This window comes from Streptomyces sp. Ag109_O5-1 (assembly GCF_003814875.1).
Classification (GTDB): domain Bacteria; phylum Actinomycetota; class Actinomycetes; order Streptomycetales; family Streptomycetaceae; genus Streptomyces; species Streptomyces sasae.
Window position 1 is genome coordinate 6068026 of the sequence record NZ_RKQF01000001.1, and the last position, 13416, is coordinate 6081441.

Annotated in this window: 10 protein-coding genes and 1 pseudogene; 5 read left to right on the plus strand and 6 right to left on the minus strand. The window is 69.9% G+C overall.

Annotated features, from left to right (window positions below):
• The first annotated feature begins 64 nt into the window (after positions 1 to 64).
• Positions 65 to 541 (plus strand): hypothetical protein, encoded by a 477-nt coding sequence (locus tag EDD90_RS27330; protein ID WP_123975637.1) that lies wholly within the window; start codon positions 65 to 67, stop codon positions 539 to 541.
• Between the two features lie 98 nt (positions 542 to 639).
• On the opposite strand, the pseudogene EDD90_RS27335 reads toward EDD90_RS27330, so the two are convergent.
• Both EDD90_RS27335 and aspS read right to left on the minus strand, forming a co-directional pair.
• Positions 640 to 1549 (minus strand): annotated as a pseudogene (locus tag EDD90_RS27335) (dioxygenase).
• 176 nt (positions 1550 to 1725) lie between these two features.
• Positions 1726 to 3489, minus strand: coding sequence for an aspartate--tRNA ligase (gene aspS / locus EDD90_RS27340; protein WP_123975638.1), 1764 nt, complete (start codon positions 3487 to 3489; stop codon positions 1726 to 1728).
• 157 nt (positions 3490 to 3646) lie between these two features.
• Between aspS and EDD90_RS27345 the strand changes: the two genes are divergently transcribed.
• On the plus strand, positions 3647 to 5803 hold the full coding sequence (locus tag EDD90_RS27345) for a SpoIIE family protein phosphatase (RefSeq protein ID WP_123975639.1): 2157 nt from the start codon (positions 3647 to 3649) through the stop codon (positions 5801 to 5803).
• On the opposite strand, the gene EDD90_RS27350 is transcribed toward EDD90_RS27345, so the two are convergent.
• The 4 genes from EDD90_RS27350 to EDD90_RS27365 all read right to left on the minus strand — a co-directional run bounded on the left by EDD90_RS27350 (position 5800) and on the right by EDD90_RS27365 (position 9512).
• Positions 5800 to 6831, minus strand: a complete 1032-nt coding sequence (locus EDD90_RS27350; protein ID WP_123975640.1) for an AI-2E family transporter — start codon at positions 6829 to 6831, stop codon at positions 5800 to 5802. The genes EDD90_RS27345 and EDD90_RS27350 overlap by 4 nt on opposite strands.
• A gap of 219 nt (positions 6832 to 7050) precedes the next feature.
• Positions 7051 to 8028: a pirin family protein gene (locus tag EDD90_RS27355; RefSeq protein WP_123975641.1), complete on the minus strand. Its 978-nt coding sequence runs from the start codon at positions 8026 to 8028 to the stop codon at positions 7051 to 7053.
• A 92-nt stretch (positions 8029 to 8120) separates the two neighbouring features.
• On the minus strand, positions 8121 to 8642 hold the full coding sequence (locus tag EDD90_RS27360) for a hypothetical protein (RefSeq protein WP_123975642.1): 522 nt from the start codon (positions 8640 to 8642) through the stop codon (positions 8121 to 8123).
• A gap of 387 nt (positions 8643 to 9029) precedes the next feature.
• The gene (locus EDD90_RS27365; protein WP_123975643.1) at positions 9030 to 9512 is read right to left on the minus strand and encodes an SseB family protein; all 483 of its coding nucleotides are present in this window, start codon (positions 9510 to 9512) and stop codon (positions 9030 to 9032) included.
• 176 nt (positions 9513 to 9688) lie between these two features.
• On the opposite strand from EDD90_RS27365, the gene EDD90_RS27370 reads away from it, so the two are divergent.
• The 3 genes from EDD90_RS27370 (at position 9689) to EDD90_RS27380 (ending at position 13250) form a co-directional block, all read left to right on the plus strand.
• Positions 9689 to 11515: an acyl-CoA dehydrogenase gene (locus tag EDD90_RS27370; protein WP_123975644.1), complete on the plus strand. Its 1827-nt coding sequence runs from the start codon at positions 9689 to 9691 to the stop codon at positions 11513 to 11515.
• Between the two features lie 92 nt (positions 11516 to 11607).
• The gene (locus EDD90_RS27375; RefSeq protein ID WP_123975645.1) at positions 11608 to 12918 is read left to right on the plus strand and encodes a M18 family aminopeptidase; all 1311 of its coding nucleotides are present in this window, start codon (positions 11608 to 11610) and stop codon (positions 12916 to 12918) included.
• A gap of 86 nt (positions 12919 to 13004) precedes the next feature.
• On the plus strand, positions 13005 to 13250 hold the full coding sequence (locus EDD90_RS27380; RefSeq protein WP_123975646.1) for a DUF6458 family protein: 246 nt from the start codon (positions 13005 to 13007) through the stop codon (positions 13248 to 13250).
• Positions 13251 to 13416 lie beyond the last annotated feature (166 nt).

Sequence of the window (13416 nt, forward strand, 5' to 3'; positions counted from 1 at the left end):
GGACCGGCGGGCACCGGCCCACCCCAATACCCGCATGTCCACAACACATCCGTATGGTTTCGCCATGGCACCCCCTGAGCTCATCCCGATCGCCTACGAGCCTCACGGCCGTACCGAGGCGATCGGCCGTTACGCCGACGGACAGTTCCTGGCGTCGGTCACCTACGCGTTCCCCGAGGGGTTCCGGCTCGACGAGGGCTGGGAGGAGCAGAAACGGCTCTACTCGGTGGTCCATCTCTTCGACGCCGAGGGCCGCTACCGGGACTCGCAGATCTGGTGTGCGGGCAGCTGGGCCGAGCAGCAGCAGGACCCGGACGGCGCCGGCTCGGTGCTGTCCCGGGCCCGCGCCCACCTCGCGACCATGCTGCGCAGCCTGCCGAGGCGGACGTACACGGACATCGCGATACGCCCGTTCCAGCTCACCGTCGACGGCGTGTTCTTCGGCCTGGTCGCCAAGGAGGACGACGACGGCCCTTGGGCCGAGCTCTACCCGGACCATCTGGGCTTCAGCGAGCCGTGGGACGGCCGGTACGACACCTGACGCGGTACGGCGGCACGAACGGGCGCCCGGGACTCTCCTTCCTGAGTCCCGGGCGCCCTCTCGTGCATACGGCGGTCACCCGACGCCGACGCGCTCCGCTAGACGGTCAGCGAGGTGTTGTCGTGCGTCTCGTCCGGCGCGACGCCCATGGTCAGATGGGTGCACACCCTTGGCGACGCGCTTCCTGTCGTACTTCAGGTAGAGCAGGCCGCCCTCGTGCCCGTTGCCCGGGTAGATCGTGTCCTCGTCGAGGGTGGTCCGGGTCGTGGTGTTCGTGGAGTACGGCTCGACCTCGGCGGTCAGCAGGACCGACTTCTCGTCGAAGAAGAGCTGGCCGGTGTGGCAGGTGTGGCCGCCCTCGTAGCCGGCGTCCGTCCACTCGCCGTCGACGTGCACCTTGACGTGGATGTGCACACACCGGCCGCGGTACCAGCCGGGGAAGACGGTCTTGAAGGTGACGTGCCCGTGCCGGTCGGTGTGCCAGGTGCCCCGCAGGTAGCGGGTGTCGTCGGTCGGGTCCTGGTGGCCGCCGCCACCGCCGGGCGGAGGTCCGGTGGGGGCGTCGGTCGGGACGTCGGTAGGGGTGGCCGGCGGCGACTCGGTGGGCGCGTCGGTCGGAGGGGTGCCGCCACCGCCACCGCCACCGCCGCTGCCCATCGCCTCGTACCCCGAGTAGATGCCCGACGCGTTGCAGTGCCAGATGTCCACGGCCGCGTTCCTGAGCGGCCTGCAGGTCTCCGCGTCGATCACCTTGAGGGTGAGCAGCAGGGGGATGCCCTCCTGGTCCTCGGTGACGTCCCGGCGGAGCTTGTCGGCGTCGATGTAGTACGGCCCCTCCACGAGCTCGGAGGTGAGCTTGTAGCAGGCGCCCTCCGAGGCCGAGGCGGTCGAGTCCAGGGCTCCGGCGCCGTCCTCCGCGACGGCGGGGCCGCTCTCGGCGAAGGCGCTGCCGACGCCCACCGCGGTCACGGCCACACTGCCCGCCGCGAGGACCGTGCGACGGGCCATCTTCCTTTTCTCTTCCAGGGATTGAGTATCTGTGGGGGTCTCAATGTCTGTCATGGTCAGCGACCGTAGACAAGGCAAAGTCTGTGGGAACATCGGAAAGAGCCGTGAATCGCCGTGTACAGCCGAAAGGCTCGAAACCGATGCCGGTTTCGAGCCTTTCTCTCTTACTTCATGCCTTACTTCGGCTGCGGCTTCCGGATGGTCAGGTGCAGCTCGCGCAGACGGGTCTCCTCCAGCTCGGTCGGTGCGCCCATCATCAGGTCCTGGGCGTTGCCGTTGAGCGGGAAGGCGATGGTCTCGCGGATGTTGGGCTCGTCGGCGAGGAGCATCACGATGCGGTCCACGCCCGGGGCGATACCGCCGTGCGGCGGGGCGCCGAAGCGGAACGCGCGCAGCATGCCGGCGAACTTGTCCTCGACGGTCTCCCGGTCGTAGCCCGCGATCTCGAAGGCCTTGAGCATGATCTCGGGCTCGTGGTTCCGGATCGCGCCGGAGGAGAGCTCGACGCCGTTGCAGACGATGTCGTACTGCCAGCCCAGGATGTCCAGCGGGTCCTGGGTCTCCAGGGCCTCCAGACCGCCCTGCGGCATGGAAAACGGGTTGTGCGAGAAGTCGATCGCGCCGGTGTCCTCGTCCTTCTCGTACATCGGGAAGTCGACGATCCAGCAGAACCGGAACACGCCCTCCTCGAAGTGCCCGGCACGCTTGGCCGCCTCGACCCGGACCGCGCCCATGATCTTCGAGACCTCGTCGAACTCGCCCGCGCCGAAGAACACGGCGTGACCGGCGGCCAGCTGGAGCCGCTTGGTCAGCTCGGCGACGTTGTCCTCGGTGAGGAACTTGGCGATCGGGCCGGACAGCGAGCCGTCCTCGGCGACGCGGACCCAGGCCAGGCCCTTGGCGCCCTGCGAGACCGCGAAGTCACCGAGCTGGTCGAAGAACTTGCGGGGCTGCGCGGAGACGTCCGGGACCGGAAGGGCGCGCACATGCTTGCCGGCGAAGGCCTTGAACTCCGAGCCCTCGAAGATGTCGGTGATGTCGACGAGCTCCAGCTGGGCGCGGAGGTCCGGCTTGTCGGAGCCGTACTTCAGCATCGCCTCGCGGAACGGGATCCGCGGGAACGGCGAGGTGACATGGCGGCCGCCGCCGAACTCCTCGAACAGCTCGGTCATCAGCTGCTCGATGGGCCGGAAGACGTCCTCCTGCTCGACGAAGCTCATCTCGACGTCGAGCTGGTAGAACTCGCCCGGCGAGCGGTCGGCGCGGGCGTCCTCGTCGCGGAAGCAGGGCGCGATCTGGAAGTAGCGGTCGAAGCCGGAGATCATCAGCAGCTGCTTGAACTGCTGCGGGGCCTGCGGCAGGGCGTAGAACTTGCCCGGGTTCAGTCGGGAGGGAACGACGAAGTCGCGGGCGCCCTCGGGGGAGGTCGCCGACAGGATCGGCGTCGCCATCTCGTTGAAGCCCAGCGCCGTCATCTTGTGGCGGATGGCCGAGATCACGGCCGTACGCAGCATGATGTTGCGGTGCATGCGCTCGCGGCGCAGGTCCAGGAAGCGGTACTCCAGACGCCGCTCCTCGTTCACCCCGTCCTCGGCGTTGATCGTGAACGGCAGCGGGGCGGCCGCGCCGAGCAGCTCGACCTCGCCGACCTCGACCTCGACCTCGCCGGTGGGCAGGTCGGGGTTGATGTTCTCGCTGCCGCGGGAGACGACCTTGCCGTCAACCCGTACGGTCGACTCCTTGCTCACCTTGTCCAGGGCCTCGTAGGCGGGCGTGCCCGGACGGGCCACGAGCTGGGTGATGCCGTAGTGATCGCGCAGATCGATGAAGAGGATGCCGCCCAGGTCGCGCCGATTGTGCAGCCAGCCACTCAGCCGGACGTCGGTGCCGACGTCAGAGGAGCGGAGCTCGCCGCAGGTGTGGGACCTGTACCGATGCATCGTGGTTCATCCAGCCTTCGCGGATCGGGGTGGGATTTCAGCCTGGTGTTTCACGTGAAACACCACCCAGCGTACCGGGCCCCTCAGGGCCACCTCCCCCGATTACCCACTCGGTGATCGGTAGCATTTTCCGATCCGGTCTTCTTAAAGTGGGGCAATGCGAACTGGCGAGCCCCTGCCCGCCGTGGAGGACGTCCTCGCCGCCCTCGCGACCGGGCTGTGGCACTGGGACACTGCCACCGGGCTGGTCACCGCGGACGCGGAGGCGGCCCGGCTCATCGGGCTGCCACCCGAGCCGGGCATCCTCTCGGAGGCCCTGGTCAGGTCCCGTTTCCACCCCGTCGACTGGAACGAGAACACCAGCATCACCCGGCTGGCCGCCATCGAGGGCACGCTCGGCGAGGTACGGCTGCGGGTCATGGACGAGCGGGGCCGGCTGATCCGGACCGTGCGCAGCCGTTTCAGACCGGTGTACGACTCCGAGGAACGCGTCTACCGGGTCACGGGCACCATCCAGGAGGTCACCGAGCCGTCCCCCGGCGCCGCCGCCCAGCATCCGGTCACCGGTGACTGGCGGCGCTCCCGGGAGGCGTTCCTGCTGGACGCCGGACGGGCGCTGGCGGAGGCACGGTCCACCGAGGAGGTGCTGCGGGTCGCGGCGGGCCTGTCGATGCCGGGGTTCTCCCCGGACGGGCTGGTCCTGTACGGCGCCAAGGGCGACCGGCTGACGATGCTCGGCCACCACGGCCAGCACATCGGCGAGGACAGCCCCTTCAGCAGCATGCCGCTGGAGACCGACTACCCGGCGGCGGAGGTGGTGCGGACCGGCCGGGCCGTCTATCTCTCCTCCCCCGAGCAGTACAAGTCCCGCTATCCGGTGACCTGGCCGCTGGCCGAGCGGTTCGGCCGCAAGTCCTGGGCCTTCCTGCCGCTGACGGTGGCCGGACGGACCATGGGCGCCTGGATGGCGGGCTTCGCCTATCAGGTGTCGTTCACCCCCGACGAGCGCTCCGTGCTCACCACGGTGGCCCGGATGCTGGCGCAGGCCCTGTCCCGGGCCGGCATCGCCGACTCGGAGCGGGAGCTGACGGACGGGCTCCAGCGCTCCATGCTGCCGACGCTGGGCCCCGAGATCCCCGGTATGGAGGTGGCCGCCCGCTACATACCGACCGGTGGCGGGCTCCAGGTGGGCGGCGACTGGTACGACATGATCCCGCTGCCCTCCGGCCGCTACGCCCTTGTCATCGGCGACGTCCAGGGCCATGACGTCCGCGCGGCGGGTCTGATGGGCCAGCTGCGGATCGCGCTGCGCGCCTATGCCTCCGAGGGCCACCGCCCGGACGCGGTGCTCTCCCGGGCCTCGCGCTTCCTGCACGGGATCACCTACGACGAAGAGATCGCCGACCCGCGCTTCGCGACCTGCCTGTACGTCGAGGCGGACCCGGTGACCGGAGTGCTGGAGATCGCCCGCGCGGGGCATCTGGACCCGGCGATCCGGATCGCCGACGGCACGATGCTGGGACGGCCGACGGCGGGCGGACTGCCGCTCGGCATCGACCCCGACGCCGACTATCCGACCACGCGGTTCGTCCTCGAACCCGGCGAGACCATGATGATGTGCACCGACGGCCTGATCGAGACCGGTGGCCACGACATCGAGAGCGGCTGGCGGCGGATCCGGGCGACCATGGAGGAGCACGACGGCGACCTGGAGAAACTGGCCGACGCGCTGGTCCAGGCCGTGCACGGACCCTCCTCGCACCACACCACCGGGCCGCTGACCGACCGCCGCGAGGACGACATCGCGGTCCTGCTGCTGTCCCGGCCGGGCACTGACCGCGGCGACGAGCCCTTCGCGGTACGGCCCCGGGTCCGCCGCACGCTCCTCTCGGTGGCCCAGGACGAGCCCGAGCGGGTCGCCGAGGCCCGCCAGCAGCTGCGTGAGCTGCTGCACGACTGGGGCTCGCCGGACCAGCTCGACTCGGCGGTGCTGCTGGTCTCCGAGATGCTCACCAACGTGCTGGTCCACACCGACGTCGATGCGCTGCTGCTCGCCGAGGTCTCCGGGCAGGTCCCCGAGCGCCGGCTCCGCGTCGAGGTCACCGACGCCGGCGACGACCTCCCGCACAAGCGCCGGCCCGGCGAACTGGCCTCCTCCGGCCGTGGTCTGGTGCTGATCGAACTCCTCGCGGACGCGTGGGGCGTCGCCCCGCGCGGGGAGGGCAAGAGCATCTGGTTCGAGCTGTACGAGGGCAACGAGGGGAAGGAGAGCGAGGACGGGGAGGGGGAGGGGCTCCGGGGCGAAGGCGTCTAGGCGGCGGCGTAGCGGGCGTGCAGTTCGTGGACGACCCCGAAGGCGGCCGCGGTGAGCGGTACGGCCAGCAGCATCCCCAGGATGCCGGCGACGGAGGCTCCGGCCGTGATCGCCAGCATCACCACCGCCGGGTGCATCTGCACGGTGCGGCTCTGGATCATGGGCTGCAGCACATGCCCCTCCAGCACCTGCACGGCGAGGACGACACCGAGCGTCCACAGGGCGATGACGAAGCCGCGGTCGGCGAGGGCGACCAGCACGGCGACGGCGCCGGAGAGGAAGGCGCCGAGGTAGGGGATGTAGGCGCCGACGAAGACGAGCGCGCCGAGCCCGACGGCCCCCGGCACCCGGAGGATCAGCAGGCCGATGGTGATGCAGGTGGCGTCGATGAGGGCGATGACGGTGGTGCCGCGCATGAACCCCTCGATGCCCTCGAAGGCACGGCGGGCCATGGCCTCCAGGATGTCGGCGCTGCCGCCGGGTGCCACGGCCCGCAGAGTACCGACGAAGAGGTGCGAGTCGCGCAGGAAGAAGAAGACGAGCAGCAGCGCGAGCACCGCCATGGCGATGGACTCGCCGACCACGCTCACGCCGCTGATGACGTTGGAGGCCGCCGTCCCGCCGAACTTGCCCAGCAGTTCCCTGGCGCTGCCCGCCAGGTCGCCGAGCGAGGTCCCGGCGGCCCCGAAGTGCTCGGCGACCGACTTCGCCGCGTGCTTCAGCGAGGCGACGATCTCGTCGCCGGTCTCCACGAGCGCAGCGACGACGATGTAGACGGCACCGCCGACGACCGCGACCACCGCGACACACGTGAGGCCGGCGGCGAGGGACCGCTGCACCCCGGCCCGTACGAGCCGTCGGTACAGCGGCCCGAGCAGCGCGGTGCCGAGCAGTGCGAGCAGTACGGGCGTCACCGCGGTGCGCAACTCCGAGCAGAGCCGGATCCCGACCCAGCCGACGCCGGAGGCCAGCAGCAGCACGGCACACCAGGCCGCGAACCGGCGCACGGACTCGGGCAGCAGCGACACGGGACCAGCGGATCACGCGGGGCCGACGGCTGTCCTGCCGTACACCTCCCGGCGGGTGAACCAGCGCTCCGGGCCCCGTACCAGGGGGCTCCGCCCCCCGGACCCCCGAGACCTGTGCCCACCCGCCACCCGACTCGGTCTTCCGAGAAGCGAGGCCGGGGGGCAGGGAAGGAAAGAGGCCTGACGCGACTGCCGCATCAGGCCTCTGTCGTTGTCCGGTTACGCCTGCGGGCCGGTCTCCGTCATTCCGTGCACCGCCGGGATCGTCCCCAGGCGGCCCTTCTGGAAGTCCTCGAAGGCCTGCATCAGCTCGTCCTTGGTGTTCATGACGAACGGGCCGTAGTGGGCCATCGGCTCCCGGATCGGCTGTCCGCCGAGGAGCACGACCTCCAGGTCCGGCGTGTGCGAGTCCTGCTTCTCGTCCGCGCGGACGGTGAGGGAGGAGCCCGCGCCGAAGACCGCCGTCTGACCGAGCTGGATCGGGCGGCGCTCGGCGCCCACCGACCCCTTGCCGGCCATGACATACGCCAGGCCGTTGAAGTCCTCGCGCCACGGGAGCGTGATCTCCGCGCCCGGGGCGAGCGTCGCGTGGATCATCGTGATCGGCGTGTGGGTGATCCCGGGGCCGGCGTGGCCGTCCAGCTCGCCCGCGATGACCCGCAGCAGCGCACCGCCGTCGGGGGACGTCAGCAGCTGGACCTGGCCGCCGCGGATGTCCTGGTACCTCGGCGCCATCATCTTGTCCTTGGCCGGGAGGTTCACCCACAGCTGGAGGCCGTGGAAGAGACCGCCGGACACGACCAGCGACTCCGGCGGAGCCTCGATGTGCAGCAGGCCCGAGCCCGCCGTCATCCACTGGGTGTCGCCGTTGGTGATGGTGCCGCCACCGCCCTGGGAGTCCTGGTGGTCGAAGATGCCGTCGATGATGTAGGTGACGGTCTCGAAGCCACGGTGCGGGTGCCACGGCGTGCCCTTGGGCTCGCCCGGCGCGTACTCCACCTCACCCATCTGGTCCATCATGATGAACGGGTCGAGGTGGCGGTAGTTGATCCCCGCGAACGCCCGGCGCACCGGGAAGCCCTCACCCTCGAAACCGCTCGGCGCGGTCGTGACGGCGAGCACGGGACGGGCCACGGCGTCGGCGGGTGCGGCCACTCGGGGCAGGGTCAACGGGTTCTCGACGGTCACTGCAGGCATGTTGGCTCCTCCTTGTGCGCCCACTTTAGTTGAGCGTTGAACTTTCTGCCACCCCTAACGGAGCGCAGCCGGCGAACATTCCCGGATCACCGTCAGACGCGCAGGGCAGCCGGCGCGCTCGCCGCCATGCCGAGGCCGACGGGGGTCATGGGCAGTCCGGGCAGCACCGCGACAAGCACGCCGCCGGTCAGTTGCCACCCGGCCCTGCACCCGACCTTGGTGGTGCCCTCCGGATCCTCGGGGTCGTACACGATCTCGACCTCCTGGGCACCGCACTCCGTACCGCTGCGGCTGCGCCGTACCCCGTGAGGGTCGACGTAGGAGTAGACGTGGTGCCTGACCGTGTCCTCGCCGGAGCCGGTCCCGTACGAGTACTCCAGCCGCCCCTCGACCGCGATCCCCCGGGCGCGCAGCACGGCGGCGTCACGCGCGTATCGCACAGCGCCCACCAGGGCGGCCACGCCCGGCGCGAGCACCGTGGGGACGCCGACCAGCCAGGAGACGACGGCCTGCTCCCCCGCGCCCCGCGCCACCAGCGCGACCGTGATCATCGCATAGCCGACCCCGAGCGCCGCCAACGCCACCTGCCGGGGTTCCAGCCCCGGGCGCTCCATCGTCCACGGACACCGGCGAGGCGCCCTCCGGGCGCGGCTCGGCGGCGTCCCGCACGGGCAGCGCACGACGCAGGGCCTCCGCGAACTCCCGTACGACCGGGGCACTTCGGGAGACGAGGGAGTGTCCGGGCGCGGCCGGACACTGATCGTTCGAGGTCAGAACGACGGCGAACTCTCGCCCCTCCCGGCCGCAAACTTCCACGCGTTCGATCGCGGCCACGGGTGTCCGGCGCCGCACCCCGCCCTGTTCCAGCAGCAGTACGCCGGACCGCAGCCGGGCAGCAGAACGCCGCCGGCCGTGCAGGACCGGCGGCGACGAGTCGATCTCGGTCACGCGGGCACAGTAGGCGAGCCCGACGAGCGGAAGGGGATATTCAGGAGTACGGCTCAGCCGTACATCCGGCGCATCGCGAACTCGACCATCTGCTCGACGGCCTTGGCGTCGAAGACCATCCGGTGCTCGCCCTCCATGTCGAGGACGAAGCCGTAGCCGGTCGGGAGGAGGTCGATGACCTCGGCGCCGGTGATGACGAAGTACTTGGACTCCTTGCCCGCGTACCGGCGCAGTTCCTTCAGCGAGGTGAACATCGGGATCACCGGCTGCTGGGTGTTGTGCAGGGCGAGGAAGCCGGGGTTGTCACCGCGCGGGCAGTAGACCTTCGACGTGGCGAAGACCTGCTGGAAGTCCTCGGCGGTCACCTGACCGGTGGTGAAGGCCCGCACCGCGTCCGCGAGGGACGGCGGAGACGGCTCGGGGTAGAGCGGTGGCTGCTGGCCGTATCCGCCATGGCCGCCCGGCATCTGCTGCTGCGGCTGGGCGTACTGCTGCTGAGCAGCCCCACCGTCCATGGGCTGGCCGTATCCATACATGCGCGTAAGCCTACCGAGACACGCGGTGCACGCGAGAAGGTAGACCCATCTCACACTTCACCGGATGGGGGTTGCGCCTTATTACCGGCGGGTAGCATCATCGGAGCTACTCGTTGGTATGTGAAAGCTTGCGCGAGGATTCAGTGCCTCGCCGATCCGGATACGGAGCCGTCACCATGGGGCACTACAAGTCCAACCTGCGCGACATCGAATTCAACCTGTTCGAAGTGCTCGGTCGCGACAAGCTGTACGGCACCGGTCCGTTCGGCGAGATGGACACCGACACCGCGAAGAGCGTCCTGGAGGAGCTGACCCGGCTCGCCGAGAACGAGCTCGCGGAGTCCTTCGCCGACGCCGACCGCAACCCGCCGGTCTTCGACCCGGAGACCAACACCGCGCCGGTCCCGGCGTCCTTCAAGAAGAGCTACAAGGCCTTCATGGACTCCGAGTACTGGCGTCTCGGCCTGCCCGAGGAGATCGGCGGCACGACCGCTCCCCCGTCGCTGATCTGGGCGTACGCGGAGCTGATCCTCGGCGCCAACCCGGCCGTGTGGATGTACTCCTCCGGCCCGGCGTTCGCGCGCATCCTCTTCGAGGAGGGCACCGAGGAGCAGAAGAAGTGGGCGCAGCTCGCCGTGGACCGCACCTGGGGTTCGACCATGGTGCTCACCGAGCCCGACGCGGGCTCGGACGTGGGCGCCGGCCGTACCAAGGCGATCCAGCAGGAGGACGGCTCCTGGCACATCGAGGGTGTGAAGCGCTTCATCACCTCCGGTGAGCACGACATGGAGGAGAACATCCTCCACTACGTGCTGGCGCGCCCCGAGGGTGCCGGCCCCGGCACCAAGGGCCTCTCCCTCTTCCTCGTCCCGAAGTACCTGTTCGACGGCGAGTCCGGCGAACTGGGCGAGCGCAACGGCGTCTACGCGACCAACGTCGAGCACAAGATGGGCCTGAAGGCCTCCAACACCTGCGAGATGACCTTCGGTGACCGTCACCCGGCCAAGGGCTGGCTGATCGGTGACAAGCACGAGGGCATCCGCCAGATGTTCCGGATCATCGAGTTCGCCCGGATGATGGTCGGCACGAAGGCCATCTCGACGCTGTCGACCGGTTACCTCAACGCCCTCGAGTACGCCAAGGAGCGCGTCCAGGGTCCGGACCTCGCGAACTTCCTGGACAAGACCGCGCCCAAGGTCACCATCACCCACCACCCCGACGTGCGCCGCTCGCTGATCACGCAGAAGGCCTACGCCGAGGGCATGCGCGCCCTCGTCCTCTACACCGCCTCGATCCAGGACGCCATCGCCGTCAAGGAGGCGAACGGCGAGGACCCGAAGGCCGAGCACGCGCTCAACGACCTGCTCCTGCCGATCGTCAAGGGCTACGGCTCCGAGAAGGGCTATGAGCAGCTCGCCCAGTCGCTGCAGACCTTCGGCGGCTCCGGCTTCCTGCAGGAGTACCCGATCGAGCAGTACATCCGCGACGCCAAGATCGACACCCTGTACGAGGGCACCACCGCGATCCAGGGCCAGGACTTCTTCTTCCGGAAGATCGTCCGCAACCAGGGCGCGGCCCTGAACTCCCTCGCCGAGGACATCAAGAAGTTCCTCGCGCTCGGCACCGGCGGCGAGGAGCTGGCGGGCGCCCGCGAGCACCTCGCGAAGGCGGCCGTCGAGCTGGAGGCGATCGTCGGCCTGATGCTGACCGACCTCGCGGCCACCGAGCAGGACGTCAAGAACATCTACAAGGTGGGCCTGAACACCTCCCGCCTGCTGCTCGCCTCCGGTGACGTGATCGTCGGCTACCTGCTGCTCAAGGGTGCCGCGATCGCCGCCGAGAAGCTGGAGACGGCGTCGAACAAGGACAAGCCGTTCTACACCGGCAAGATCGCGGCGGCGAAGTTCTTCGCGGCCAACGTGCTGCCGGGCGTCACCCTGGCCCGCAAGGTCGCGGCCGACGTGGACCTCGACCTGATGGAGCTGGACGAGGCGGCTTTCTGACCGTCCCGGTCCACTGATCCTCTGATCCGCCGCCGGAGGCCCGGTCCCCTGTCCAGGGGAGCGGGCCTCCGTACGTCGTTAAGGTGAGGCACATGAGCGCATCCGCACCCTCTCGCTTCGACCGCGGGCACACCGACGACCTGATGTCCTTCCTCGCGGCGAGCCCGACGCCGTACCACGCCGCGGCGAACGCCGGTGAACGGCTGGAGAAGGCCGGTTTCCGGCAGGTCGCCGAGACGGACGCCTGGGACGGCACGGCCGGCGGCAAGTACGTGCTGCGCGGCGGCGCGATCATCGCCTGGTACGTCCCGGAGGGCGCCGCGCCCCACACACCGTTCCGGATCGTCGGCGCGCACACCGACTCCCCGAACCTGCGGGTGAAGCCGCGGCCCGACACCGGGGCGCACGGCTTCCGCCAGGTGGCCGTGGAGATCTACGGCGGACCGCTGATGAACTCCTGGCTCGACCGGGACCTGGGCCTGGCCGGCCGGCTGAGCCTGCGGGACGGCACCACCCGCCTGGTCGACGTGCACCGGCCGCTGCTGCGCGTGCCCCAGCTCGCCATCCACCTGGACCGTGCGGTCAGCAGCGAGGGGCTCAAACTCGACAAGCAGCGCCACCTCCAGCCCATCTGGGGCCTCGGCGACGACGTCCGCGACGGCGACCTGATCGCCTTCCTGGAGCACGAGTCGGGCCTGCCGGCCGGCTCGGTCACCGGCTGGGACCTGATGACCTACGCCGTCGAACCCCCGGCATACCTGGGCCGCGACCAGGAGCTGCTGGCCGGGCCCCGGATGGACAACCTGCTGTCCGTGCACGCCGGTACGGCGGCACTGGCGGCCACGGCCACGGCGGCGGGCGGCTCCGAGCTCCCCTGCATCCCGGTCCTTGCCGCCTTCGACCACGAGGAGACCGGCTCCCAGTCGGACACCGGTGCGGACGGGCCGCTGCTCGGCAACGTGCTGGAGCGCTCGGTGCTGGCGCGCGGCGGATCGTACGAGGACCGGGCGCGGGCCTTCGCGGCCACCGTCTGTCTCTCCTCCGACACCGGCCACGCCGTCCACCCCAACTACGCGGAGCGGCACGACCCGACGCACCACCCCCGCGTCAACGGCGGACCGATCCTCAAGGTCAACGTCAACAACCGCTACGCGACGGACGGTTCGGGCCGCGCGCTCTTCGCCGCCGCCTGCGAGAAGGCCGGGGTCCCCTACCAGACCTTCGTCTCCAACAACTCGATGCCCTGCGGCACCACGATCGGCCCGATCACCGCGGCCCGCCACGGGATCCGGACCGTCGACATCGGCGCGGCCATCCTCTCCATGCACAGCGCCCGCGAACTGTGCGGCGCCGACGACCCGTTCCTGCTGGCGAACGCGCTGGTGGCCTTCCTGGAAGGGTAGTTGCACGGGGAGACGCACATGACCCGCCCGCCCTTGGGTACCCGGTGCGGACCGGAACCACCGGACCTGAAGGGGAGGCAACACTCATGGGGCTCGGCGGGTGCATCATCCTCATCGCCGTGGGGGCCATCCTCACGTTCGCGACCGACTGGCACATGCAGGGAGTCAACCTCGACGTCGTCGGCCTGATCCTGATGGCCGTCGGGATCATCGGCGTCGCCACGTTCAGCAGCATCGCCCGCCGCCGGCGGGTCATGGTGCCGCCGACGGCCGTCGTCGAGGAGGACCGGCACCGTCACCGTGACGGCTACACCGACGGGTATGGCATGTAACGGACACACCGTCAGACCCGGTAGGCCAGCTGTTCGTCCTTGCCGCCGACAACTGCACCGACAGCACGGGCGACCTCGCCCGGGTACTGCCACACGTGGACGACTGCAGCCTGCTCTTCATGCAGGACACGGACACCGTCCTCAACCGTTCCTGGGGACTGAGCAG